Origin of the sequence: Streptomyces sp. SAI-135, from assembly GCF_029893805.1 — a bacterium.
GTDB lineage: Bacteria > Actinomycetota > Actinomycetes > Streptomycetales > Streptomycetaceae > Streptomyces.
In genome coordinates, this window is record NZ_JARXYP010000002.1 from 3,934,815 (window position 1) to 3,958,451 (window position 23,637).

The 23,637-nt window shown below is 70.2% G+C and carries 22 protein-coding genes, 1 tRNA gene and 1 riboswitch; of the genes, 6 read left to right on the forward strand and 17 right to left on the reverse strand.

Features of this window, described 5'->3' with window-relative positions; genetic code table 11:
* Positions 1 to 117 precede the first annotated feature (117 nt).
* Positions 118 to 900, forward strand: a complete 783-nt coding sequence (locus tag M2163_RS22140; RefSeq protein ID WP_280854180.1) for a hypothetical protein — start codon at positions 118 to 120, stop codon at positions 898 to 900.
* 15 nt (positions 901 to 915) lie between these two features.
* Here M2163_RS22140 and M2163_RS22145 read toward each other — a convergent pair whose 3' ends face one another.
* Complete coding sequence (locus M2163_RS22145) at positions 916 to 1,227, reverse strand: hypothetical protein (RefSeq protein ID WP_280851074.1); 312 nt, start codon at positions 1,225 to 1,227, stop codon at positions 916 to 918.
* 104 nt (positions 1,228 to 1,331) lie between these two features.
* On the opposite strand from M2163_RS22145, the gene M2163_RS22150 reads away from it, so the two are divergent.
* Positions 1,332 to 1,562 carry a DUF4287 domain-containing protein gene (locus tag M2163_RS22150; protein ID WP_007382546.1) on the forward strand — a complete coding sequence of 77 codons (231 nt, stop codon included), beginning with the start codon at positions 1,332 to 1,334 and terminating at the stop codon, positions 1,560 to 1,562.
* Positions 1,563 to 1,637: 75 nt separating this feature from the next.
* Here M2163_RS22150 and M2163_RS22155 read toward each other — a convergent pair whose 3' ends face one another.
* From M2163_RS22155 to M2163_RS22180, 6 genes are all read right to left on the reverse strand, one after another.
* A complete protein-coding gene (locus tag M2163_RS22155; protein ID WP_280851073.1) occupies positions 1,638 to 2,531 on the reverse strand; it encodes a Bax inhibitor-1/YccA family protein in 894 nt (297 codons plus the stop codon).
* A 147-nt stretch (positions 2,532 to 2,678) separates the two neighbouring features.
* Positions 2,679 to 3,854 carry a 4-hydroxybenzoate 3-monooxygenase gene (locus M2163_RS22160; RefSeq protein WP_280894814.1) on the reverse strand — a complete coding sequence of 392 codons (1,176 nt, stop codon included), beginning with the start codon at positions 3,852 to 3,854 and terminating at the stop codon, positions 2,679 to 2,681.
* A gap of 151 nt (positions 3,855 to 4,005) precedes the next feature.
* Positions 4,006 to 4,680: a hypothetical protein gene (locus M2163_RS22165; RefSeq protein ID WP_280851071.1), complete on the reverse strand. Its 675-nt coding sequence runs from the start codon at positions 4,678 to 4,680 to the stop codon at positions 4,006 to 4,008.
* Between the two features lie 180 nt (positions 4,681 to 4,860).
* Positions 4,861 to 6,786, reverse strand: a complete 1,926-nt coding sequence (locus M2163_RS22170; RefSeq protein ID WP_280851070.1) for a hypothetical protein — start codon at positions 6,784 to 6,786, stop codon at positions 4,861 to 4,863.
* Positions 6,787 to 6,894: 108 nt separating this feature from the next.
* Positions 6,895 to 7,113 (reverse strand): hypothetical protein, encoded by a 219-nt coding sequence (locus M2163_RS22175; protein ID WP_053848216.1) that lies wholly within the window; start codon positions 7,111 to 7,113, stop codon positions 6,895 to 6,897.
* 52 nt (positions 7,114 to 7,165) lie between these two features.
* Positions 7,166 to 7,381, reverse strand: coding sequence for a hypothetical protein (locus M2163_RS22180; RefSeq protein ID WP_280894815.1), 216 nt, complete (start codon positions 7,379 to 7,381; stop codon positions 7,166 to 7,168).
* Positions 7,382 to 7,613: 232 nt separating this feature from the next.
* On the opposite strand from M2163_RS22180, the gene M2163_RS22185 reads away from it, so the two are divergent.
* Both M2163_RS22185 and M2163_RS22190 read left to right on the forward strand, forming a co-directional pair.
* The gene (locus M2163_RS22185; protein WP_280851068.1) at positions 7,614 to 7,991 is read left to right on the forward strand and encodes a helix-turn-helix transcriptional regulator; all 378 of its coding nucleotides are present in this window, start codon (positions 7,614 to 7,616) and stop codon (positions 7,989 to 7,991) included.
* Positions 7,992 to 8,321: 330 nt separating this feature from the next.
* The gene (locus tag M2163_RS22190) at positions 8,322 to 8,582 is read left to right on the forward strand and encodes a hypothetical protein (protein ID WP_280851067.1); all 261 of its coding nucleotides are present in this window, start codon (positions 8,322 to 8,324) and stop codon (positions 8,580 to 8,582) included.
* A gap of 49 nt (positions 8,583 to 8,631) precedes the next feature.
* On the opposite strand, the gene M2163_RS22195 is transcribed toward M2163_RS22190, so the two are convergent.
* Positions 8,632 to 8,715: transfer RNA gene (locus tag M2163_RS22195), tRNA-Leu, on the reverse strand.
* Positions 8,716 to 9,107: 392 nt separating this feature from the next.
* On the opposite strand from M2163_RS22195, the gene M2163_RS22200 reads away from it, so the two are divergent.
* Positions 9,108 to 9,878: an ABC transporter ATP-binding protein gene (locus M2163_RS22200; protein ID WP_280851066.1), complete on the forward strand. Its 771-nt coding sequence runs from the start codon at positions 9,108 to 9,110 to the stop codon at positions 9,876 to 9,878.
* Positions 9,878 to 12,406 carry an FtsX-like permease family protein gene (locus M2163_RS22205; protein WP_280894816.1) on the forward strand — a complete coding sequence of 843 codons (2,529 nt, stop codon included), beginning with the start codon at positions 9,878 to 9,880 and terminating at the stop codon, positions 12,404 to 12,406. The genes M2163_RS22200 and M2163_RS22205 overlap by 1 nt, the downstream gene beginning before the upstream one ends.
* 54 nt (positions 12,407 to 12,460) lie before the next feature.
* Here the strand turns inward: M2163_RS22205 and M2163_RS22210 are convergent, their stop codons facing one another.
* The 9 genes from M2163_RS22210 to M2163_RS22250 all read right to left on the reverse strand — a co-directional run bounded on the left by M2163_RS22210 (position 12,461) and on the right by M2163_RS22250 (position 22,948).
* Positions 12,461 to 13,750, reverse strand: coding sequence for a cyclopropane-fatty-acyl-phospholipid synthase family protein (locus M2163_RS22210; RefSeq protein ID WP_280894817.1), 1,290 nt, complete (start codon positions 13,748 to 13,750; stop codon positions 12,461 to 12,463).
* A gap of 143 nt (positions 13,751 to 13,893) precedes the next feature.
* Positions 13,894 to 15,270 carry an NAD(P)/FAD-dependent oxidoreductase gene (locus M2163_RS22215; protein ID WP_123761230.1) on the reverse strand — a complete coding sequence of 459 codons (1,377 nt, stop codon included), beginning with the start codon at positions 15,268 to 15,270 and terminating at the stop codon, positions 13,894 to 13,896.
* Between the two features lie 432 nt (positions 15,271 to 15,702).
* Positions 15,703 to 16,644, reverse strand: coding sequence for a Ppx/GppA phosphatase family protein (locus M2163_RS22220; protein WP_280851063.1), 942 nt, complete (start codon positions 16,642 to 16,644; stop codon positions 15,703 to 15,705).
* Positions 16,641 to 17,186, reverse strand: coding sequence for a DUF501 domain-containing protein (locus tag M2163_RS22225; RefSeq protein ID WP_280851062.1), 546 nt, complete (start codon positions 17,184 to 17,186; stop codon positions 16,641 to 16,643). The genes M2163_RS22220 and M2163_RS22225 overlap by 4 nt, the downstream gene beginning before the upstream one ends.
* 22 nt (positions 17,187 to 17,208) lie before the next feature.
* Positions 17,209 to 17,685, reverse strand: a complete 477-nt coding sequence (locus M2163_RS22230) for a septum formation initiator family protein (RefSeq protein WP_280851061.1) — start codon at positions 17,683 to 17,685, stop codon at positions 17,209 to 17,211.
* A gap of 152 nt (positions 17,686 to 17,837) precedes the next feature.
* Positions 17,838 to 19,124 carry a phosphopyruvate hydratase gene (eno, locus tag M2163_RS22235; protein ID WP_007382562.1) on the reverse strand — a complete coding sequence of 429 codons (1,287 nt, stop codon included), beginning with the start codon at positions 19,122 to 19,124 and terminating at the stop codon, positions 17,838 to 17,840.
* A 285-nt stretch (positions 19,125 to 19,409) separates the two neighbouring features.
* Entirely contained in the window at positions 19,410 to 20,093 is a 684-nt protein-coding gene (locus M2163_RS22240) for a transglycosylase family protein (protein ID WP_280851060.1), read from the reverse strand.
* Positions 20,094 to 20,097: 4 nt separating this feature from the next.
* Positions 20,098 to 20,265, reverse strand: a riboswitch (cyclic di-AMP (ydaO/yuaA leader).
* A 205-nt stretch (positions 20,266 to 20,470) separates the two neighbouring features.
* Positions 20,471 to 21,466, reverse strand: a complete 996-nt coding sequence (locus M2163_RS22245) for a transglycosylase family protein (RefSeq protein ID WP_280894818.1) — start codon at positions 21,464 to 21,466, stop codon at positions 20,471 to 20,473.
* A gap of 192 nt (positions 21,467 to 21,658) precedes the next feature.
* The gene (locus tag M2163_RS22250) at positions 21,659 to 22,948 is read right to left on the reverse strand and encodes a cytochrome P450 (protein WP_280897295.1); all 1,290 of its coding nucleotides are present in this window, start codon (positions 22,946 to 22,948) and stop codon (positions 21,659 to 21,661) included.
* Positions 22,949 to 23,637: the final 689 nt, after the last annotated feature.

Genomic DNA, 23,637 nt, shown 5'->3' on the forward strand with positions numbered 1-23,637 from the left:
AGCCCAAAGTCCTGTCCGATTCGTGACGTTACGCACTGACAGAGGGATAGTCCGCCCTTCAAGCTGATGTAGGAAGTCGGGGGTCGACTTTGAACCGGGAGTACGTCAGTGAGCGCCATGCCGATCGCCTTGCTGGTCACCACGGCCGCCACGGGCGCCGTGGGCGTCGCCGTCCTGCGCACCCTCATGGTGCTGCGCCGACAGGTCGCCGCCCTGCACACCGAGCTCGCCAGGAACACCACCGGGCCGGTGCGGGGCCTGGTCCCGGCCGCCCGTCCCGCCGCCGACGTCGACGAGATACGGGCCGCCGTGGCCGAGGCCCTCGCCGAGGAGCGTGAGCGCGAGCTCGCCGAGGCGCGCGCCTTCTGGGCCGCGCAGGAGGCGCGTGACGCCTCCGACGCGCCCTCGCTGCTCGGGCTGCCCGACAGCGAGCTGTTCCTGCCGCGGCAGGCCGATTTCGTGGGCCTGGAGCCGCTGGAGCCGGTGTCGGAGTCCTCGGCGGAGGCGGACGAGTTCGCCGGCGACAGCCCCGAACTGGCCGCGGCCCGCCGTCGCCACCCCTCCCACCCGGACTTCGTGCCGGTCGGCTCACCGGCCGTGGGCGACCATGAGCGCACGGTGGCCACCCTGGAGGAACTGGCCGCGTCCGGCACCGCACTCGCCGACGTACGGCCGGGCCCGCTCGGCACCCTCGACGTCTACGTCTTCGCCGACGGCACGACCCTGTGCATGACCCCGGGCCACCGCGAGACGGCCGAACGGCTCTCGGCGGCCCTGCGCGCGGGTGAGACCCCGGTCCTGCTGGGCGGCTCGGGCGTCTCGGGCGCGTACACGCTGACGTTCGCCTGCGGCGAGGAGAACGTCTACATCCTCGCCGACCGGGTCATAGCGTCCCTCTGAGCGTCCGCGCGGACGTCAGACTCCGGCCCGCTGCTGGGCCCGGGCGACCAGTTCCAGCGCTTCTTCCACCTGGCCCTCGTCCGTCAGGACGAGGGCCAGGTCGTGCACGGCCACGGTGATCTGGTCGGCGGCGGCGAACATCCCCGCGTCCGGCATCTCGCGCAGCTCGGTCCCCGGCTCCTCCAGCACCTGCGTCCGGCGGGCGAACTCCCGGGCCAGGCCCAGGGCTTCGGCGGCGGCGCCCCGCTGCAACCGGCTCTGCGGCGCGGCCCGCAGACGGTCGGCGAAGTGGTCCACAGCCCGGATCAGACGCGAAGTATCAGCCACCGGCCAACCGTACGTGTCCCACCGGGACTGTTGCCAACGGGCGAACGCTCAGGCACGGTGACCTGAAGGACCGGCTTACATCCCCTTTGCGTCCGGAGGCGCCGATGTCCCACGTCCTCTCCGAGGAGACCCACCGCAACCTGCTCGCCCGCATCCCCCACTGCACCGGTCGTGAAGTGTCCGACTGGCTCCGCACCGTCGACGAAGGCCCGGCCCTCTTCCGCTTCGAGGAGAAGGTCAGCTGGCTCCGCCACGAACACAACCTCGCGTACGGCCACGCCAAGGCGATCATCCACGAGTACGACCTGAGGAGGGCCGCGCGCAGGTACTTCTAGCCGCGCACACGTGAAAGGGCCCCGGGTGGGAACCCGGGGCCCTTTCAGCTGCCGTGGGCGGCCTGGTCGTTGCTGTCAGTCGTTGCTGTTGAGGATCGCGATGAGCCGCAGGAACTCCATGTAGATCCACACCAGCGTCAGCGTCAGACCGAACGCCGCCAGCCAGGCCTCCTCCTTCGGCGCGCCGTAGGCGATGCCGTCCTCGACCTGCTTGAAGTCGAGGGCGAGGAAGCACGCGCCGAGCAGGACGCCGATGACGCCGAACAGGATGCCGAGGCCGCCGCTGCGGAAGCCGAGGCCGTCACCGCCGCCGAAGACGGCGAACAGCATGTTGACGACCATCAGCAGCAGGAAGCCGAGCGTGGCCGCCATGACGAAGCCGTAGAACCGCCGGTTGACGCGGATCCAGCCGGCCTTGTAGGCCACCAGCACCGCGGCGAAGACAGCCAGGGTGCCGATCACGGCCTGCATGGCCGCGCCGCTGGCGATGCGGTTGTCGACGATGCTGGAGATGACGCCGAGGAACACGCCCTCGAACGCGGCGTACGACACGATCAGCGCGGGCGTGGCCTTGCGCTTGAACGACTGCACGAGCGCCAGGACCATGCCGATCAGCGCGGCGCCGATGCCGATGCCGTACGAGCGGCCGATGTTGGCGTCGTCGACGGGCAGCAGCGCCCAGGCGAGCGCGGCCGTCACGATCAGGACGCCGAGCGTGGTGCCGGTACGCATGACGACGTCGTCCATCGTCATCCGGCCGGTGGACACCGGGGCCTGCGGCGGCGCCCCCTGCTGAAGGTCCTGCTGGGCGTAGGGGTTGGTCGCGTACGGGTTGCCCTGCGGCTGCGCGTAGGGGTTGGCCTGCGTGCCCACGGCTGCGCCCCCGGCCTGCGGCGCGGTGTTGAAGCCCGCGTAGCCGTTGTCGCGGCTGAACCCCCGTCGCGAGAAGACCGGGTTGCTGCTCCTCATTTCACTCCTCCATGGCCACCGTGTGTGGACCTTGCCTCAAGAGTAATGGGTAGGCAAAGGAATGACCCTAGTGCTTGAGGAGGATCTTCCCTCGTTGCTCCGGCCAACACGCTACGCGCCGGCGTGATTCCCGGCACCGGAGGGGCCTCAGCCGAAGGGGAAGCCGGTGTACGCCTCGGCGAGGTCCGTCTCGGCGGCCCGCGACCCGGCGATGCGCTCCAGCCGGGCCAGCTGCATCCGGTCGTCGAAGCCGGTCGCGTCGGGCGCCCGGTGCAGGAGGCCCGTCATGTCGTACGAGAACCGTTCGGCCTGCCACACCCGCCGCAGGCAGGTCTCGGAGTAGGCGTCGAGGCGCTCGGCCGAACCGGTCTCCCTCAGGTGCGTCAGCGCCCTCGCGAAGGTCACGACATCCCCCACGGCGAGGTTCAGGCCCTTGGCGCCGGTGGGCGGGACGATGTGCGCCGCGTCGCCGGCGAGGAAGAGCCGGCCGTACCGCATGGGCTCGTGGACATAGGAGCGCATGGGGGTGACGGACTTCTGGGTGATCGGGCCCCGGTCCAGCTTCCAGTCGTCGTCCGTCTCGAAGCGGCGCTCCAGCTCGTCCCAGATCTCCTCGTCGCCCCAGCTCTCGGCGTCGGTGCCCTCGGGGACCTGGAGGTAGAGGCGGGAGACGGACGGGGAGCGCATGGACAGCAGGGCGAAGCCGCGGTCGTGGCGGGCGTAGACGAGTTCGTCGTGGGAGGGCGGGACGTCGGCGAGGATGCCGAGCCAGGCGAAGGGGTACGTCCGCTCGAAGACCCGGGTCAGCTCGGCGGGGACCGCCTTCCTCGCCACCCCCCAGAAGCCGTCGCAGCCGACCACGTACTCGCACTCCAGGACGTCCTCGCGGCCCTCGCGCCGGAAGCGGACGCGCGGGGTGCCGGTGTCGGCGCCCTCGACGGCCAGGGCCTCCGCCTCGAAGAGCAGCGGGCCGCCGTCCTTCAGCTGGAGGGCGATGAGGTCCTTGCAGACCTCGGTCTGGGCGTAGACCATCACGGAGCGGCCGCCGGTGAGGGCGGGGAAGTCGACGCGGTGGCGCTTCCTGTCGTAGCGCAGCTCGATGCCGTCGTGCGGGAGTCCCTCGCGGTCCATGCGCTCCCCGGCGCCGGCCGCGCGCAGTACGTCGACGGTGCCCTGCTCCAGGATCCCGGCGCGCTGGCGCTGCTCGACGTAGGCCCGGTCGCGGCTCTCCAGGACGACCGAGTCGATGCCGGCGCGGTGGAGGAGCCGGGCGAGGAGGAGGCCGGCGGGGCCGGCTCCGACGATGCCGACGGTGGTTCGCATCGGGCGTTCCCTTCGGGGGCGACTGCGTTCGCACAGTGAAGTTTTTTTCACTTAAGTGTGCCGAGTCTGCGCCGAGGGTCTGCCGATGTCAACGGTCTCCGCGCGGCGGTCCGGCCCGCGGTGGCTTCCGCGGGCCGGACCGCCGGCCGGGTCAGCGGCCGGGCCAGCCGTCCAGGTGGCGGCGCATGGTGACGTCCTGCTGCGCGTCGCCCTTCGGCGCGTGGGCCACGGCGTCCTTGAGGACGGCGTCGACCTCGGCGGCGAGCGAGTCCGCCCGGATGCGCAGGTCGGTCGCGGGGATGTCGGAGCGGGTCAGGGCGTCCAGCCGGCGGTGGATGTCGTCGAGCTGTCGGCGGTGGGCGGAGTCGAGGGTGAGCGGGGCGGGCGTGGAGACCACGAACTGGTAGGCGCCGGCCAGGGTCTGGCAGCCGGTGCAGTTCTTGTTGGTGGCGTCGCTGAGGTTCACGGCGTTCAGGCGCGTGTGCTCGCCCGCCACGGTGACGATCTGGAAGGACAGCGCGACCGACCGGCAGGCGTCGTCGGCGGTGCAGCCCGCCGAGACCGCGTTGGCCTGGTTGCGCACGGAGGCGGCGTTCACCTTGCCGAACTGCCGGATGGTGAACGAGTCCTCCTCCTCCGTGTGGTCGCGGCGGTCGGCGTGGCTGAAGACGTGGTCCGACGCGACGGCGACCTTGGGGGCCGAGCCGGTGGCGGCCTGCGCCGGCACGGCGGTCGCCACACCGGCGACACCGGCGGCGAACAGCCCCACACGGACGGCACGCCGGGTGAGCGGGCTGGGGGTACGGGGTTTTCGGTGGCTGCTCAAGGGATCTCCTCGGGTGGTGGATGTACGGATGTGGGGGGGGCGGCGGAACGGGGTGCCTGGGCGGGCCGGGGCGCGGCCGGTCAGCGGCAGGCCCGGCGCCGGTGCGCCCGCACCGCTCCGCCCGCCCCTCGCACCCGCCCCCGACGCCTCTCCACTGCCTCGGACCGGACGGCCGTCCGGTCAGGACGCCCCCGGCGAACCACTGGCCGGCGACGGGGACGCCGTCTCGGTGGGTGAGGGCGGGATGCTCTCCGACGGGGTCGGATCCGGAGCGGGGGCCGAGGGGCCCGTGCCCGGTGACGACGGTTGCGGGCCCGGTGAGGTGCCCTGGGTCGGGGACGCGGGTCCGCGGGAGGAGCCCCCGGTCGCCGTTCCCGGGGCCGTCGCGGACGACGCCGGTGCGGCGGACGCCGACGCGGCCGAGGACGTCCCGGGCGAGGGCGCGTCCGAGCCCGGGGCGCGGCCCGCCGCCGTGGGCGCCACGGCCCCGGAGCCCGGGTCCGCCGGGTCGTCCGAGGTGTCCCCGTCCGAGGCCGTGTCGTCGTCCGGGGCGGTGGCCTGCCGGGGCTGTGGTTCCTCGGTCGACACCCCCGGCTGGAGGATCGGCGCGATCGGGGGCTTCTTCGGGAGCGGCTGGGGCGTGAGGCCGGACGTCCACGCGTAGCCGAGACCGGCCAGCCCGGCGAGGGCCACGGCGCACAGCGCCACCCGCAACCGGGGCCGCCCGGCCGTGGACCGTTTCGCGGCCCGCAGGATGCGCCCGCCGATCTTCACGGAGAGGTAGACGACACCGCCCATCGGGATCAGCAGCATCAGACAGCCCAGTACCCCGACGAGCCCCTCGACGACCCGGCCGTCCGCGAAGGCCGCCCCGGTGCCGGAGAACTGCTCGACCATGGACCGGGTCATCGTGGCGATGATCCGGGGCAGGTTCCACAGCGCGTAGCCCATCTCGCCGATGATCAGCGGCACCATCGTGAGCACCCAGGCGGCCACGATGGTCCGCGCCGACTTCTTCAGCCCGGCGACCTCCTGCCGGGCCGCCCGCCCCTTCCGGCCCGGCACCAGTCCGAGCAGGATCGGCTTGATCTTGCCGTAGAGGTCGGGGACCCCGGCGAGGTCGCCGAGGATGTAGTAGCCGTCCAGGCGTACCGCCGGCATCAGCTGTTCGAGGATCTCGAAGTGCCCGAGGTACACCGCGGCCAGGAAGAAGGGCTCCCCGGTGGCGAAGTACAGCCCGGCCATGCCGAGCATGAAGACCACGTTGAAGTAGACCCCGCCCAGGTCGGTCCTGATCCGGCCGCCGCGTCCGATCCGGTACACGTCCGTCACGTCCGTGTACATCGACGGCCAGATCAGGAAGATCCCGCAGCCGATGCACCCGGGCCGGGCACCGCCGTATCTGCATGCGGAGGCGTGGCCGAACTCGTGGAAGACGAGCGAGGCCACGGTCAGGGCGAAGACGATCAGGATCAGCACCGGCTGGTCGAGGACCTCCAGGACCGGCTCGATCGCCCCGAAGAAACCGAACAGCCACACGTCCATGGCCACGGCCGCAAGGAGTACGGCCGCGACCACGACCGGCCGGTGCAGCCACGCGAACAACCCCGCGATGCGTGCCGTGCGCCGCTCGTCGAAGATGACCCGGTGGCCCTTGAGGGCGAGCAGCAGGTCGGAGCGCGGGGCGTCGACCTCGTCGCTCTCCTGTCCCTCGGGAACCGTCACGCCGAGCGGTTCGAGCTTCTTCTCCACGAGGAAGCGGATGTTCTCCCCGCTGACCTCACGGCCGAATCTCGCGCTCACCCGGTGGGCGATCGACTCGGTGTCGCGTACGCCGTCGACGGACGACGCCACGAGATAGAGCAGCCGTGACAGCTGCACGACCTGCCCGTCCCCCCGACGGGCGATGTACTTGGGCTCGGTGAAACCCGACCCCTGGTACTCGCCGTGCAGTCGCAGTCCCGCACTCAGCCGCGGCACGAGCCCTTGTTCGACGACCGGCAGGCTGCCTGTCGCGGCCTGCTCGTACGTCACCGGCCAGCCACCCGGCCCCGGCACCGGCCCCGTGTCGTACAGCGTCGCGGGCCCGTCTCCGAGCACTGTCATATGTGGTCTCCCCCCACTCCTCCCCCGTTTCCCCCCTTGCACGGCCGCCGGGGTGGACCGCACCGCTGGTACGGGCGGTCCACCCCGGCGGCCGTGGTCACGCCGGCGCTACTGCTTGACGGTGATCGACTGCGAGGCCTGCGACTCGGCGACCGAGTAGGAGGAGTGGTCGTTCAGCGCCGCGGACTGGTTGTCCGCCTGGATGTTGGCGATGTGCTTGGTGACGTTGGTCGTCTTGTTGAAGCTGAACTTCAGACGACCGAGGGCCTCGCGGCCCGGCAGCAGCTCGGCGGACTCGGTCTCCAGCTCGTGCATGTCCATGCTCATGACGGACGTCCTTTCAGGTGATGTGGATCGGGTTCGAGGTGGTGCGCGGGTGTTACTGGGTGACCGTGATGCTCTGGCCGGCCTGCGAGGCGGCGGCCGAGGCGAAGGAGTGGTCGTTGACGGCCAGGGACGAGTTGTGGGCCTCGACGTTGGCGATGTGCTTGGTGACGTTGGTCGTCTTGTTGAAGCTGAACTTCAGACGACCGAGGGCCTCGCGGCCCGGCAGCAGTTCCGCGGACTCGGCCTCGAGCTCGTGAGCGTCCATCATGATCAATTCCCCCTCAGGGATGGGCATTTCCGGTCGGACCGAGTCAGGTTCCCCCCACACTCTGTCCAACTTGGTCGGACGTGCTGTCCAACGAGATTGGACACTAGGGCCTCGCGGGGCCGCTGCGCAACCCGTTCGGGGAATCACCCTTTCGGCGGCGGGTGGGGCCGCCCGTAGAATCGGCCCCGACATGGACGGTTCCGCCGAGCGGCGAGCAGGAAGTGACCCACCCGTGGCCAACGCACTCCAGCAGTTGATCCGTGAGCGCCTGGACCGCAAGGGCTGGTCCTACGGTGACGTGGCGCGCCGCGGTGGCGTCCCGCGCTCGACCGTCCACCACCTGGCGACCACCGACCGTGTCGTCCGCATGCCCCAGTCGGCGACCCTGGAGGGACTGTCCAAGGGACTGGAACTCCCGTTGGACACCGTCCGTCGCGCCGCCGCGGAGGCCTGCGGCATCCACGTGTACGGCACCGAGGGCACCGCCGCGCACCCGGCCGACCCCGAGGTGGACCTGCTGATCGCCAGCGTCCAGAAACTCTCGGCGGACGACCGCCGCCATGTCGCTGCGCTGGTGGAGTCCCTGCTGGACCGCACACCCAAGCAGTAGCCGGTCGGCTGCGGGCCGGTGGGGGGGCTGGCCGCGCAGTTCCCCCCGCGCCCCTGGATGCCTGCGGCGGCCTGCGCGGGTCCGTCGTGGCGCGCGTGACCGCCACCTGGGGGCGCGGGGAACTGCGCGACACGCCCCCACCGGCCCGCAGACGCCCACCGCCCGCCACAGAAGTGACCGTGCGGCGGCCGTCCTCGACCGGGGATGTTCACTCTTCCGGGGAGTCGGAAAAAGAATTCGACTGTGGCCGAAAGCGCCGGACTCCCCCGCTAGTCTCTCGTCCTGCCCGAGGAGCGAGAGCCGCACGACCCCGGGCTCCCAGGGGGGAATGTGTTGTTCGTGCATGGCGGGCCGGCCACTGCCGTGGTCCGTGGGCCTGCCGGAGAATCGGTCGTCCTGCTCTCCGGCGAGCTGCCCGAGGTACTGACCGACCAGTCGGTGACCGAACTGGTGGAACTGGCCGCCGCCGTCCTGGACGCGGACGAGCTGCCGCTGTTCCACACCTGTCTGAGAACACTGCGCCGCGACGGCATGCGCGCCGGCCGCAGGATCGAGATCGACGGTGCCGTACTGACCGTCTACGAAGGGTGACGACAAGACGCCGGCCCACGCGGGAGAACTCATCGCGTGGGCGGGAAAGTGCCCGGAGCCGGACTTGAACCGGCACGCCCGCGAAGGGGCAGCGAGGTTTAAGCTCGCCGTGTCTGCATTCCACCATCCGGGCAGGTCATGGGCTCCGCGTTTGAGGTTCCGAGCCTATCGGGACGCGTCCCCCGAACAGCGGACGGGCGGACCGATGTTGTCTTATTTTATTGACGTCTGAGGGTGCATCAGACCGTGGAACACGCCATCCGCACTTGCCAATAGCCTTACGTGCGACACCCGGCCGCGCATGCGGAATGACGGAATTTCACCGCCCGAACGAGGACGCTCCACCTGTTCTCCGCTTCCGCCCCGAATCAGGGGCCGCCGTCATCCCCAGGTATGACAGCGAGCGGCGCGGTCCCTCCGAAGTCTGCCCCCGGAACCAGAACAGCGGGTGACTACACGGCCGTGTCCGGCCGCCACGATGGAAGACGTCCTTCAACGATGTCGTCCCGCTAGGAGTTCCATCCCGTGACCACGCCACCCGTCGTCAGCCGGGCCACCTCCGTGGCCGCACGTGCCACGGATCTGTCGAAGATCTACGGACAGGGCGAGACCCAGGTGGTCGCCCTGGACCGGGTCACCGTCGAGTTCCGGCAGGCCGAGTTCACCGCGATCATGGGCCCCTCCGGTTCCGGCAAGTCCACGCTGATGCACTGCGTGGCCGGCCTCGACACCTTCTCCTCCGGCTCGGTCCGCATCGGCGAGACCGAGCTGGGCTCCCTGAAGGACAAGCAGCTCACCAAGTTGCGGCGGGACAAGATCGGGTTCATCTTCCAGGCGTTCAACCTGCTGCCGACCCTGACGGCCCTGGAGAACATCACGCTCCCGATGGACATCGCGGGCCGCAGGCCGGACAAGGAGTGGCTCGACTCGGTCATCCGGATGGTCGGCCTGCGGGACCGGCTCAGCCACCGCCCCGCACAGCTCTCCGGCGGCCAGCAGCAGCGCGTCGCCGTCGCCCGCGCCCTCGCGTCCAAGCCCGACATCATCTTCGGTGACGAGCCGACCGGAAACCTCGACTCCCGCTCCGGCGCCGAGGTCCTGGGCTTCCTGCGCAACTCCGTGCGGGAACTGGGGCAGACGGTCGTCATGGTGACCCACGACCCGGTCGCCGCGGCGTACGCGGACCGGGTGGTGTTCCTCGCGGACGGCCGGATCGTGGACGAGATGTACAAGCCCACCGCCGACAACGTCCTCGACTTCATGAAGCAGTTCGACGCGAAGGGCCGCACCTCCTGATGTTCCGCACCGCCCTGCGCAACGTACTCGCGCACAAGGCCAGGCTGCTGATGACCGTGCTCGCCGTGATGCTCGGCGTGGCCTTCGTGTCCGGCACCCTCGTCTTCACCAACACCATCTCCGAGGCCTACCAGAAGAGTTCGGCCAAGGGCTTCGACCAGGTCGACGTCGCCGTCACCCCCACCTGGGACGAGGACAAGGGCAACACGATCGGCAAGCGCCACGAGCTGACCCAGGCCCTGCTCGACAGGAGCGCCGAGGTCCCCGGGGCGTCGAACGCCATCGGTGTCGTCAGCGGCTTCACCGCCATCGCCGACAAGGACGGCAAGCTCGTCGGCGGCGGCTTCCAGTCCCAGGGCGGCAACTACTACGGGGCCGAGGACCCCCGGTACCCGCTCGCCGAGGGCGCCGCACCGCACGGCGCCGACCAGGTCGCCATCGACTCCGAGACCGCGAAGCGGGCCGGCTACAAGGTCGGCGACACCGTGCGCCTCTCGGTCGACGGCCCGGTCCTCAAGCCCGTCGTCACCGGCATCTTCACCACCGACGACGGCAATGTCGCGGCCGGCGGCAGCCTCGCGCTGTTCGACACGGCCACCGCCCAGAAGCTGTTCGGCAAGCCGGGGACGTACGACGAGATCGATGTGAAGGCGGCCTCCGGCACCTCCCAGACCGCGCTGAAGGCGGCGCTGGACAAGGCGCTCCCCGCGGACCTGGTGGAGACCGAGACCGGCAGGCAACTCGCGGACGAACAGGCCGAGTTGATCTCGTCCTCGATGAGCGGTCTCAAGCAGGGCCTGCTGGTCTTCGCGGGCATCGCGCTGTTCGTCGGCACGTTCATCATCGCCAACACCTTCACCATGCTGGTCGCCCAGCGCACCAAGGAGCTGGCCCTGCTGCGGGCGGTCGGCGCGTCCCGCAGGCAGGTCACGCGATCGGTGCTGATCGAGGCGTTCGTGGTCGGCCTGGTCGCCGCCGTGACGGGTCTCGTGGCCGGCATCGGCATCGGCGCCGGACTCAGGTCCCTCATGGGCACGTTGGGCGCGACCGTCCCCGACGGCCCGCTGATCATCACGCCGGGCACGGTCGGCGCCGCCCTCGCGGTCGGTGTCCTGATCACCATGCTGGCGGCCTGGCTCCCGGGCCGACGGGCGGCGAAGATCCCGCCGGTCGCGGCGATGTGCAGCGTGCACGCCAAGGCGACGACCAAGTCGCTGGTGCTGCGCAACACGCTGGGCGCGCTGTTCAGCGGGGCGGGTGTCGCCGTGATCCTGGCGGCCACCACGATGGAGGGCTCGGACGGCCAGGCCCCCATGGGCCTGGGCGCGGTCCTGCTGATCATCGGCGTCTTCATCCTCACCCCGCTGCTGTCCCGGCCGCTGATCGCGGCGGCGGCCCCGCTCATGCGCGTCTTCGGCATCTCCGGGAAACTCGCCCGCCAGAACTCGGTGCGCAACCCGCGCCGTACGGCCGCCACCGCCTCCGCGCTGATGATCGGCCTCACCCTCATCACCGGTATGACCGTGATGGCGGGCAGCCTCCAGAAGTCCATCGACAAGATGGCGTCGGCGGCCGTCAAGGCGGACTACGTCGTCTCCATGGCGAACGGCAACGAGCTCTCCCCGGACGTCGAGAAGAAGCTGGCGAAGGTCGACGGCGTCACCGCCGTCAGCCCGCTGCGCAACGCGCCCTCCCGCATCGACGGCGAGACCGAGTACCTGACCGGCGTCAACGGCCCGGCGATCGGGAAGCTGACCGCCCTGAAGACCGACAGCGGCACCTTCGAGGTCGGCGGCGCGCGGGTCGTCGTGGACCGGGACACCGCCAAGTCCCACGGCTGGAAGGCGGGTTCGGTCTTCACCGTGCACTACGAGGACGGCAAGGCGCAGAAGCTCACGGTCGCCGGCGTCTACGAGGGCAACGAGCTGATCAGCGGCATCATGGTCGACACCGCCACGATCAACCCGCACCTGAGCGACCGGTCCGACATGCAGGTCATGCTGAAGACGTCGGACGGCGCCTCGGACGCGACCAAGGACCGGCTGGAGAAGGCCCTCGGCACCAACCCGGCCATCAAGGTCCAGGACAAGAAGGACCTCTCCGAGTCCATCGCGCAGATGTTCACCCTGATGCTGAACATGCTCTACGGCCTGCTGGCCATGGCGGTGATCGTCGCGGTCCTCGGTGTCATCAACACCCTGGCCATGTCGGTCTTCGAGCGCTCCCAGGAGATCGGCATGCTCCGCGCGATCGGCCTGGACCGCAAGGGCATCAAGCGGATGGTCCGTCTGGAGTCCCTGGTCATCTCCCTGTTCGGCGGTGTCCTCGGCATCGGGCTGGGCGTCTTCTTCGGCTGGGCGGCCGGTGAGCTGCTCGGCACGAAGATGGCGACCTACGAACTGGTCCTGCCCTGGGCCCGGATGGCCGTCTTCCTGCTGCTTGCGGCGACGGTCGGCATCCTCGCCGCGCTGTGGCCGGCCCGCCGGGCGGCCCGCATGAACATGCTGGCCGCCATCAAGGCGGAGTAGGGGTACGGCACTCGGGGCCCGTCACGGAGGGAGTGGCGGGCCCCTTCCGTGCGCTCAGTTCCAGGTGCGGGCGCGCAGCGGCATCCCGGACCGGCCGGACCCGGGGGTGCGGACGGCCAGGACCTGGTTGACGCCGAGGTGGTTGCGTTCGAAGCCGAGGGCGCAGGCGGCCATGTAGAGGCGCCAGACCCGGGCCCGGCCCGGGCCGGTCAGCCGGACCGCGCGCTCCCACCCGGCCTCCAGGTTGGCGACCCAGCGGCGCAGGGTGAGCGCGTAGTGCTCCCGGATCGACTCGACGTCCCGCACCTCGAACCCGGCCCGCTCCAACTGGGTCACCGTGGTGCCGAGGGGGGCGAGCTCACCGTCGGGGAAGACGTAGGCGTCGATGAACTCGTCGAGGTCGTAGGCCGATTCGTCGGACAGCGGGCGCCGGGCGATCTGGTGGTTGAGCAGCCGCCCGCCGGGCGCGAGCAGCCGGTACAGGTCCTCGGCGTACTCCAGGTACTTCTCCGATCCCACGTGCTCGGCCATGCCGATGGAGGAGATCGCGTCGTACGGCCCGTCGGCCACGTCGCGGTAGTCCTGTACGCGGATCTCGACCCGGTCGGTCAGTCCGGCGTCGGCGACGCGCTTGCGGGCGTAGGCGGCCTGCTCCTGGGAGAGGGTGATGCCGACGACGCGCACGCCGTACTCGCGGGCGGCGTGGATCGCCATCGAGCCCCAGCCGCAGCCGACGTCGAGGAGCCGCTGTCCCGGCCGGAGCGCGAGCTTGCGGCAGACGAGGTCGAGCTTGTCGTGCTGGGCCTGTTCGAGGGTGCCGTCCGGATCCGCCCAGTAGGCGCACGAGTACACCATGGACGGGCCGAGGACGGTCTCGTAGAAGCCGTTGCCGACGTCGTAGTGGTGGCTGATGGCGCGCTTGTCGCTGCGTCTGGTGTGCAGGTGGCCCCGGGAGCGGCGGATCTCCTCGCGGGGCGGGGCCGGCGGCAGCGGCAGGCCGGCGAGCCGGACGAGGCCGAGCAGCGCGGCGCGGGTTTCCGGATCGCGCAGGACCTGGAGGGCGGAGCGGGTGTCGTCGCGCTCCCAGACCAGGCCGGAGAGCAGGCCGAGAGCGGCGTAGAAGTCGCCCTCGATGTCGAGGTCCCCGGCGACCCAGGCGCGGGCCAGGCCCAGTTCGCCCGGCTTCCACAGCAGTCGGCGCACGGCGCGGCGGTTGCGGACGACCAGGGTGGGCGCCCCGGGCGGCCCCGCCTGGGAACCGTCCCAGGCCCGGATCCGCACCGGGAGCTCGGCTCCCAGCAACTGTTCGAGCAGACTCTTCAGCCGCAGTGCGGCATCCGCCATGGCCCACACCTCCGTGACGAGGATCCCGGATTTGTCCACCCGGGTAAACAACCGAAGGGTCATGGTCAATCCCGGAAAAACCCGAAAGACCCCCTGCACCACGGATGGCAGGGGGCCTTCGGTTCGTCAGCGACCGGGACGGGTCAGGAGGCCTTCGCCTCGGTCTTCTTCGGCTCGGCGGCCGGCACGGGGCGCGCGGCCTCGTAGAACTCCTCGCGCGGGTTCTCCATGGCGCCGAGGGAGACGACCTCGCGCTTGAGGAACATGCCGAGGGTCCAGTCGGCGAAGACGCGGATCTTGCGGTTCCAGGTCGGCATGGCCAGACCGTGGTAGCCGCGGTGCATGTACCAGGCGAGACGGCCCTTGAGCTTGATCTTCATCTTGCCCATGACGATCATCGCGACGCCCTTGTGCAGGCCGAGACCCGCGACCGCGCCCTTGTTGGAGTGGCTGTACTCCTTCTGCGGGAAGCCCCGCATCCCGGAGATCACGTTGTCGCCGAGGACCCTCGCCTGGCGCAGCGCGTGCTGGGCGTTCGGCGGGCACCAGGCGTTCTCCACGCCGGCCTTGCGGGCGGCGACGTCCGGGACCTGGGCGTTGTCACCGGCGGCCCAGATGTAGTCGGTGCCCTGGACCTGGAGGGTCGGGGCGGTGTCGACGTGACCGCGCGGGCCCAGCGGGAGGCCGTAGCGGGCCAGGACCGGGTTGGGCTTGACGCCGGCGGTCCACACGATCGTGCTGGAGTCGACCTCCAGGCCGTTCTTCAGGACCACGTGACCGTCGACGCAGGAGTCCATCGAGGTGGAGAGATAGATCTCCACGCCCCGGCTCTCCAGGTGCTCCTTGCCGTACTGGCCGAGCTTGGGGCCGACCTCGGGAAGGATCTTGTCGGCGGCGTCGACGAGGATGAACCGCATGTCCTCGCGCGAGACGTTGGTGTAGTACTTGGCCGCGTCGCGGGCCATGTCCTCGACCTCGCCGATGGTCTCCGCACCCGCGAAGCCACCGCCGATGAAGACGAAGGTGAGCGCCTTGCGGCGGATCTCCTCGTCGGTCGTGGAGTCGGCCTTGTCGAGCTGCTCGAGCACGTGGTTGCGCAGGCCGATGGCCTCCTCGATGCCCTTCATGCCGATGCCCTGCTCGGCGAGGCCGGGGATCGGGAAGGTGCGGGAGACCGCGCCGAGCGCGATCACCAGGTAGTCGAAAGGCAGCTCGTACGCCTCGCCCACCAGCGGGGCGATCGTGGCGACCTTGCGGTCCTGGTCGATGGTGGTGACCCGGCCGGTGAGAACCTCCGCCTTCGGCAGCACGCGTCGCAGCGGGACGACGACGTGGCGCGGGGAGATGTTGCCGGCGGCGGTTTCGGGGAGGAAGGGCTGGTAGGTCATGTACGACCGGGGGTCGACGACCGTGACGGTCGCCTCGCCGTAGCGCATCTTCTTGAGAATGCGCCGAGCTGCGTACAGGCCTACGTACCCACCGCCTACTACGAGGATCCTGGGACGCTCCGTGGTGCTCATGCCATCGAGTATCCACCCGCCCCAGGGGGGTCGCTCGTGCGCCCCTTCACAAGCTCTTGGAGGGTGTGTGTTATCCTCCGCGACTCGCGTGATCCAGGTCATGGCGCCGAACGGGAACCACGGTATAGGGATTGCCGTTGTCAATGCCGCGTGAGCTGCCTCTCCGTGCCGAAAGGCGTCCCGTGAGGAGCCCTCGCACACCCCTCGCAGACCCCTCGCCCGAGGTCCGCAACCCACCCTTTTGAACGTGTTCACACGGGTGTTGGGCCCCCGGAAGGGTCAACCGGACCACATTCGTCGTCCGACAGGGCCCAATTCCTTGTGAAGAACTTCACGAACTTTCTGGGCCGCATGCCGAAGAGGGGCCCCGAAGGGCCCCTCAGAGACGCTCATACGTTGTTCTGCCTGCTCAGCAGAGGTGCCCGGCGGGGCCTACGCGATGGACCAAGCGATCCCGTCGAGGATGTCGTGCTCACTCACGACGACCTCCTCGGCGCCGATCCGCTCCATGATCGTGAGCAGGACGAGGGCCCCGGCGGCGATCACGTCCACGCGCCCCGGATGCATGGAGGGCACGGCCGCGCGCTCGGCGTGGGTGGAGTGCAGCAGCCACTCGGTGATCTCGCGCACCCGGTCGTGGGAGACCCGGGAGTGGTGGATGGCCTCGGAGTCGTACTCGGGCAGCTCCTGCGCGATCGCCGAGACGGTGGTGACCGACCCGGCGAGCCCCACCAGGGTGCGCGCCTCACGCAGCGGCACGGTCTCCTCGGCGAGATCGAGGGCGGCCTCGATGTCGGCCCGCATGGCGGTGATCTGCGCTTCGGTGGGCGGGTCGCTGACGGCCCCGTCCCGCACCAGGTGCCGCTCGGTCATCCGCACACAGCCGACGTCCACGGAACGTGCGGCGCGCACATGGTCGTCGCCCACGACGAACTCCGTCGAACCGCCGCCGATGTCCACGACCAGGTAGGGCCTGGCCAAGTGGTCGCTGCCCCTGAGCTCCCTGGTCGCCCCGGTGAAGGAGAACTCGGCCTCCTGGTCCCCGGAGATGACCTCGGGCTCGACGCCGAGGATGTCGAGGACCCCGCGCACGAACTCGTCCCGGTTCTCCGCGTCCCGGGAGGCGGAGGTGGCGACGAACCGCAGCCGCTCGGCCCCGTGCTCCTTGACGACGGCCGCGTACTCACGGCAGGCGGCGAAGGTCCGCTCCAGTGCCTCGGGCGCGAGCCGCCCGGTCCGGTCGACGCCCTGCCCGAGCCGCACGATGGTCATACGGCGGTCCAGGTCGACCAGTTCGCCGGTCTCCGGGTCGCAGTCGGCGACGAGCAGGCGGATGGAGTTCGTACCGCAGTCGATGGCGGCGACCCGGGTCACTGGGTGTCCTCCTGCTGCTCCTGCTGCTCGGTGACGGTCACGCACGCGCCCTTGCGCCACCACTCCGGCAGCATCGCGATCGCCTCGTCGCCCAGGGGGTTGACGCCCGGGCCCGCGGCCAGCGAGTGGCCGACCAGGACGTGCAGGCACTTCACCCGGTCCGGCATGCCGCCCGCGCTCGGGAAGCCCTCCAGGACCTCGATGGCGTCACGGCGGGCGATGTAGTCCTCGTGCGCGGCCCGGTAGGCGGCGGCGAGCTCCGGATCGGTCTGCAGCCGCTCCGTCATCTCCTTCATGACGCCGTTCGCCTCCAGCGTGCCGATCGCCGAGGCGGCGCGCGGGCACGTCAGGTAGTAGGTCGTCGGGAAGGGCGTGCCGTCGGGGAGGCGGGGGGCCGTCTCCACCACGTCCGGCTGACCGCAGGGGCAGCGGTGCGCGATCGCGCGCAGTCCGCGCGGCGGCCGGCCGAGCTGCTGCTTGAAGGCCTCGACGTCCGCGTCGGTCGGCTCGGTGCGCGGGGTGGAGGGCGGAGGCGTTTCCATGCCTGTCTTTCTATCGGTCGGTCTACTGGTCGGAGGCGTCGGACTTGTCGACCCCGTCCCAGACGTTCGCGTACCAGGGGCGGTCGGCCGCGCCCAGGTCGGTGCGGGACTGCTTCGCCGCGTCCGGGTCGACGACGATGAACCCCGTCTCCCCCGGCATCACATAGTGCAGCCGCTGCCGGATCTGCTGCTCCGCGTACGCGTCGTCCTGCCAGCGCGCCTTGAGGTCGCGCAGCTTCTCGACCCGCTCGGCTGCCTGCTCCTTCTCCCGCTGGAGATCGGCGATCTCGGCACGCTGGGAGACGTACTGCCTTATCGGGTACGCGAGCGCCACCACCAGCGTGCACAGCACGAGGGCGAGCAGCGCGGCCCGGCCGGTCAGCCGGGAGCGGCGGGCCTGCCGTTTGGTCTGGGACCGGTAGACACGGGCCGCGGTCTGCTCGCCGAGCAGCCTGATCCTGGTCGTGGTGGAGAAACGGTCCCGGTCCTTCACGGCCATCGGCTCTCCGCCTCCCCTTCTACGTGCGTACGTCCCCGCACACGGTACGGGACCGGTACGGGGACGTACGTACGACTGGCTAAGGCTTAGCCCCTTAAGGGTCAGCCCTTGAAGCTGCTCAGCTCTTTACGCTGCTCAGCCCTCTACGCTGCTCAGCCCTTGAAGCGCGGGAAGGCGCTGCGGCCGGCGTACACCGCGGCGTCGTCGAGGATCTCCTCGATGCGCAGGAGCTGGTTGTACTTGGCGACGCGCTCGGAGCGGGCCGGGGCGCCGGTCTTGATCTGGCCGCAGTTGGTGGCGACGGCGAGGTCGGCGATGGTGACGTCCTCGGTCTCGCCGGAGCGGTGGGACATCATGCACTTGAAGCCGCTGCGCTGGGCGAGCTCGACGGCGTCGAGGGTCTCGGTCAGGGAGCCGATCTGGTTCACCTTGACGAGCAGCGCGTTGGCGGCGCCGTCCTCGATGCCGCGGGCCAGGCGCTCCGGGTTGGTGACGAACAGGTCGTCGCCGACGATCTGGACCTTGTCGCCCAGCTTGTCGGTGAGGACCTTCCAGCCGGCCCAGTCGTCCTCGAACAGCGGGTCCTCGATGGAGACGAGCGGGTAGGCCGCCACGAGCTCCTCGTAGTACTCCGTCATCTCGGCGGCGGAGCGGTCCTTGCCCTCGAACTGGTACTTGCCGTCCTTGTAGAACTCGGAGGCGGCGACGTCGAGGGCGAGGGCGACCTGCTCGCCGGGGATGTAACCGGCTTCCTTGATCGCTTCGAGGATGAGGTCCAGGGCGGCGCGGTTGGACTCGAGGTTCGGGGCGAAGCCGCCCTCGTCGCCGAGGCCGGTGGACAGGCCCTTGCTCTTCAGGACCTTCTTGAGGGTGTGGTAGACCTCGGTGCCCCAGCGCAGCGCCTCGGAGAAGGACTCCGCGCCGATCGGGGCGATCATGAACTCCTGGATGTCCACGTTGGAGTCGGCGTGCGAGCCGCCGTTCAGGATGTTCATCATCGGCACCGGCAGCAGGTGCGCGTTCGGGCCGCCCAGGTAGCGGAAGAGCGGGAGGTCGCTGGCCTCGGAGGCGGCGTGGGCGACGGCGAGCGAGACGCCGAGGATGGCGTTGGCGCCGAGCGAGCCCTTGTTGTCGGTGGCGTCCAGGTCGAACATCGCCTGGTCGATCAGGCGCTGCTCGGTGGCGTCGTAGCCGACGAGCTCCGGGCCGATCTGCTCGATGACGGCGAGGACGGCCTTCTCGACACCCTTGCCCTGGTAGCGGTTCGGGTCACCGTCACGCAGCTCGATGGCCTCGAAGGCACCGGTGGAGGCGCCGGACGGGACGGCGGCACGACCGGTGCTGCCGTCGTCGAGGCCGACCTCGACCTCGACGGTGGGGTTGCCTCGCGAGTCGAGGATTTCCCTGGCTACGACGACGTCGATGGACGGCACGAGCATCTCCTTCTTGGATGGTGAGCCTTGCGACTAGAGCCTAACCGGCTCCGGGGCATCGGCCACCGTGTGGACCGACCTGTGGACGAAACCGAGAGTAAATTGTTTCTGAACTGAACAAAAGAGGCCCGTGAACAGAGCGGCCCACGCGAGCACACACAAAAAGCCCCGCCCCGGTGCGTACGGGGGAACACGCACCGGAGCGGGGAGCCCGTGGGGACGGGGGGTGACCCTCACGAGGCCCTCATCCTGGAGGACACGGCTGTGAGGGCCCTGTGGTTCAGCTGGGGCCTACTTCAGGTGCAGCTGCTGGCCCGGGAAGATGAAGTCGGCATCGTCGATGATGTCCTTGTTCAGCTTGAACAGCTTCTGCCAGCCGCCCTTGACCTTGTGCTTCTCGGCGATCGAGCTGAGGGTGTCACCCTTGACGACCTTGTACTCGCCGTCGCCCTTCTTGACCTTCTTGCCGGTCGGGGTGGTGACGGTCTTCTTGGCGGCCGGGCGCTCGGAGGAGCGGGAGGCGCTCTGCTCGTCGGTCGAACGGGTGCTGGTGCCCGAGTTCGAGGAGCCGGCGGAGGACGAGCCGCTGCCGCCGTTGTAGGCGGCGCTGGACAGGCCCACTCCGCAGACCGGCCAGGCGCCCTTGCCCTGGGAGGCGAGGACCTTCTCGGCGACGGCGATCTGCTGGGCCTTGCTGGCCTGGTTGGCCTGCGCGGCGTACTGCGTGCCGCCGTACGCGGCCCAGGTGGAGGCCGAGAACTGCAGGCCGCCGTAGTAGCCGTTGCCGGTGTTGATGGACCAGTTCCCGCCGGACTCGCACTGGGCGACGGCGTCCCACTCGGAGGCGGTGGCGGCGGAGGCGTTGCCGGCCGCCATCAGCGGGGCGGCGATGGCGACACCGGTGACGCCGGCGAGCGCGGCGGCGCGGGTGGCCTTGGACGGACGACGGTGCTTGCCCTTGCCGGAAAACAGCATGGATCGATCCCCTCACCGACGCCTGCGAGGTGAGCTGTCGGGTTCGGGCCGGTTGAGTTGCCCGGTCGCACACCCTGCGGTGCGCGGCTTCACCCCAAGCCGGTCCAGCGTGAACTGCTGGGCCCGGCGCTTACCTTGGGTCCCCCGCTCCTGCCTACGGCGCTTGACGCGACGACTGTTCCCGTACGGCCGCTGGCAGGATTCGGCGTTGCGGCAGACGGGGCTCGGGTTGCCGAGCGGTCACGACCGTAGACACGCGCTCGGCGGAATTTCAAAGACGATCAGGGCTTCTGAGACTCATCCCACACTTTCACCAAAGTGGACATTCAGTGCGAAGTATGACGTGAACTCCCGCTGTTTTTCAGGTCTTTTCGACCCTATTCAGCCCCTGTGTCGAGCGTCTGACCGGCGACGATGTTGCTCGGGTCGGCCCCGATGCGGTCCTTGTTCTCGGCGTAGAGGGCGCGCCATCCGCCGTCGAGGCCAAGGGAGTCGGCGATGGAGGCGAGCGAGTCGCCCGCCTGGACGGTGTAAGTGGCGGCGGCGTGCCGGCCGGTCGAGGAGGAGGCCGTGCTCTTCGTCGCATTCTCCTCGGCACTGTCGCCGCGGTGCTTGCCGGAACCGAGAGCACCGACGTCCACGAGGGCCGAAGAACTGCCCACCTGCCACGACTTGTCCGCTTCGTCCTCTTCCGGGCTCACCACGGGGGAGCCGTCGGACGACCGAGCGTCTTCCGTCGCGGAGTCCTTGGATTCCGAAGAGTTCTTTTTGTCCGACTCGGCCGAACCGCCGTCGCCGGAGGGAGTGGCCGACGGTGACGGCGAGGCGGACGAGCCGTCCAGCGCGTCGAGGAGGCCGGAGGACTCCTCGGTGTCCGACGACTTGGAGGAACCGGAGGAACCGGAGGAACCAGATGAACTGGACGAGTCGGACGAGCCGGACGCCGAGGCCGAGGGGGTACCGCTCCCCACGCCCGTGTCGACGTCGGCCGAGCTCGCGTCCTTGCTGAGCCCGTTGAGCAGACCGCAGGTCGGCCAGGCGGCGATGCCCTGGTCCGCGAGGAGCTTCTCGGCCACGGCTATCTGCTGGTTGCGGCTGGCGAGGTCCGCGGTCTCGGCGTATTCGAGGCCGCCGTACTTCTCCCAGTTCTCCTGGGACATCTGGAGGCCGCCGTAGTAGCCGTTGCCCTCGTTCTCGCTCCAGGAGCCACCGCTCTCGCACTCCGCGACCCGGTCCCAGGTGGTGCCGGTGGCGGCGCTCGCTCCGGTCGCCCCGAGCAGGGGGATCGCGATGGCGGAGCCCGTCACACCGGCCGCCACGAGGAGAGCCGGGGCCTGACGGGGGCGACGGTGACGACCGTTCCCGGAGAGCATGGGGGGACCTTTCCCGAGACAGCAAGTACCCGCGCGGCACGTGGTGCGGGGCACCGCGCTGGTCCGTGAACGTATAGGGATTCGATCACTTGTCACAAGTTAATGCCGCGTAGATCACGTGAAGATCACAAGGTTGAGGGCGTGTCAGGTTTAGCCGGCTCCGTGCCGGGATAGGCCGGACCCCTCGGTCGATTACCGGACGGGCGTGAACTCCACGGGCAAAGTACGCAGTCCACGCATGATGAGTCCGCCACGCCAGCGCAAATCGGCCGAATCCACCGCGAGTTGTAGGTCCGGGAGACGGGTGAGAAGCGTGGCGAGCGCCGTCTGTCCTTCCAGTCGGGCGAGCGGGGCACCGAGGCAGTAGTGGATGCCGTGGCCGTAACCGAGGTGCTGATTGTCACGGCGGGACAGATCGAGCACATCCGGGTCGGTGAACCGCTCCGGGTCCCGGTCCGCGGCCGCCAGCACGACGAGCACCGGGTCCCCGGTGGCGACGTCCTGCCCGCCGATCCGCAGGGGTTCGGTGGCGAACCGCCAGGTGGCCAGTTCGACCGGGCCGTCGTACCTGAGCAGTTCCTCCACTCCGGTCTCCAGGAGACCCCGTTCCTGCCGGGCCAGCGACTTTGTCAGCCGGTTCCGCTGCTCGGGGTGGGTGAGGAGGGCGTACATGCCGTTGCCGATCAGGTTGACCGTGGTCTCGAAGCCTGCGAAGAGGAGGATGAACGCCATGGCCGCGGCCTCGTTCTCGGTGAGGTGCTCACCGTGGTCGGAGGCGCGGATGAGTCCGGAGATGAGGTCCTCACCGGGGCTGGCCTCGTCGGGCAGCGCCTCCCGCTTGCGGTGGATGAGCTCGGCGAGATAGCCGCGCATCTTCTTCACCGACCGGGCCACCCCGCCCCGGGGGCCCCCTCCGTGCCGGATCATCATGCCCGCCCAGTCCCGGAAGTCGTCCTGGTCCTCCCGGGGGACGCCGAGCAGGTCGCAGATCGCGTAGATGGGGAGCGGGAACGCGAACTCGTGGATGAGGTCGGCGCTGCCGGTCGCCGCGAACCCGTCGATGAGACGGTCCGTCAGCTCCTGCACCCGGGGCGCGAACTCGGCGACCCGCCTCGGCGTGAACGCCTTGCTGACCAGCCGTCGGAGCCTGGTGTGGTCCGGCGGGTCGATGTTCAGCAGATGCGTCATCAGCTCCGCCTTGCGCTCCCCCGGGATACCGGTCTTCCCCTTGGCGTGCGCGGGCTCGTCGTGGTGCGCGGGGTTCTTGCTGAGCCGCTGGTCGGCGAGGGCCTGCTTCGCATCGGCGTAACGGGTGACCAGCCATGCCTCCACGCCACTGGGCAACCGGGTCCGGTGCACGGGCGCGTGCTCACGGAGCCAGGCGTAGGCGGGGTAGGGGTTGGTGGCGAACTCCCAGGTGAAAAGGGCGGGCGCGGAATCCGCGGGGGCGGGAGCGGCGGGGGCGGCGGGGCCGGGGGGCATGGAGGGCTGGTCGGTCACTCCTTGACGGTATCCGGGCATGGCGGCGGCCTTCCGGTGACGGGTCGTTCATGTGCTGGGGGTACCGGCGGCGGGGCTGTCGTGGTGGGCCGGGCGGGCCGGCTCCCTGCCGGGGGATGGGGAGCGGACGGATGCGGTGGCGGGCCGGCTGCCTGCCGGGGGATGGGGAGCGGACGGATGCGGTGGCGGGGCCGGCTGCCTGCCGGGGGATGGGGAGCGGACGGATGCGGTGGCGGGGCCGGCTGCCTGCCGGGGGATGGGGAGCGGACGGATGCGGTGGCGGTGTGTGGCGCCAATGGGTCGGTGACGGTGCTGGGTGGCAGGGACCAGCGTGTCTTCCGGGGGATGGGGATGGGGTGCGGATGGATGGGGTGGCGGTGTGTGGGCGCCAAAGGGCCGGTGGCGGTGGGTAGGTGGCTAGGGGCCGGTGACGGTGCGCGGGTGGACAGGGCCGACGGGGGCCGGCTGCGGTCGAGGGAGCAGGTGACGAGGGAGCCGGTCGTGGTCGCGACGCGTGGGCAGAAGGCTGGCGCGTCGGCGTGGGTCGGGGCGCGGGGAACAGGCGGGCGGGGGGACGGTGCGCGCGGGGCACGGGGCGGCTGGGTCGCGGGGAGCAGGTGACCTGGCGCCGACCGGATCCGCAGTTCTGGACGGCTTCGTTCGTCGGCCGA

Coding starts and splice junctions, on each gene's coding strand:
- M2163_RS22140 (WP_280854180.1), top strand. CDS start 118: ATGCCGATCGCCTTGCTGGTCACCACGGCCGCCACGGGCGCCGTGGGC.
- M2163_RS22150 (WP_007382546.1), top strand. CDS start 1,332: ATGTCCCACGTCCTCTCCGAGGAGACCCACCGCAACCTGCTCGCCCGC.
- M2163_RS22155 (WP_280851073.1), bottom strand. CDS start 2,531: ATGAGGAGCAGCAACCCGGTCTTCTCGCGACGGGGGTTCAGCCGCGAC.
- M2163_RS22160 (WP_280894814.1), bottom strand. CDS start 3,854: ATGCGAACCACCGTCGGCATCGTCGGAGCCGGCCCCGCCGGCCTCCTC.
- M2163_RS22170 (WP_280851070.1), bottom strand. CDS start 6,786: ATGACAGTGCTCGGAGACGGGCCCGCGACGCTGTACGACACGGGGCCG.
- M2163_RS22175 (WP_053848216.1), bottom strand. CDS start 7,113: ATGAGCATGGACATGCACGAGCTGGAGACCGAGTCCGCCGAGCTGCTG.
- M2163_RS22180 (WP_280894815.1), bottom strand. CDS start 7,381: ATGATGGACGCTCACGAGCTCGAGGCCGAGTCCGCGGAACTGCTGCCG.
- M2163_RS22205 (WP_280894816.1), top strand. CDS start 9,878: ATGTTCCGCACCGCCCTGCGCAACGTACTCGCGCACAAGGCCAGGCTG.
- M2163_RS22210 (WP_280894817.1), bottom strand. CDS start 13,750: ATGGCGGATGCCGCACTGCGGCTGAAGAGTCTGCTCGAACAGTTGCTG.
- M2163_RS22215 (WP_123761230.1), bottom strand. CDS start 15,270: ATGAGCACCACGGAGCGTCCCAGGATCCTCGTAGTAGGCGGTGGGTAC.
- M2163_RS22225 (WP_280851062.1), bottom strand. CDS start 17,186: ATGGAAACGCCTCCGCCCTCCACCCCGCGCACCGAGCCGACCGACGCG.
- M2163_RS22230 (WP_280851061.1), bottom strand. CDS start 17,685: ATGGCCGTGAAGGACCGGGACCGTTTCTCCACCACGACCAGGATCAGG.
- eno (WP_007382562.1), bottom strand. CDS start 19,124: ATGCTCGTGCCGTCCATCGACGTCGTCGTAGCCAGGGAAATCCTCGAC.
- M2163_RS22240 (WP_280851060.1), bottom strand. CDS start 20,093: ATGCTGTTTTCCGGCAAGGGCAAGCACCGTCGTCCGTCCAAGGCCACC.
- M2163_RS22245 (WP_280894818.1), bottom strand. CDS start 21,466: ATGCTCTCCGGGAACGGTCGTCACCGTCGCCCCCGTCAGGCCCCGGCT.
- M2163_RS22250 (WP_280897295.1), bottom strand. CDS start 22,948: ATGCCCCCCGGCCCCGCCGCCCCCGCCGCTCCCGCCCCCGCGGATTCC.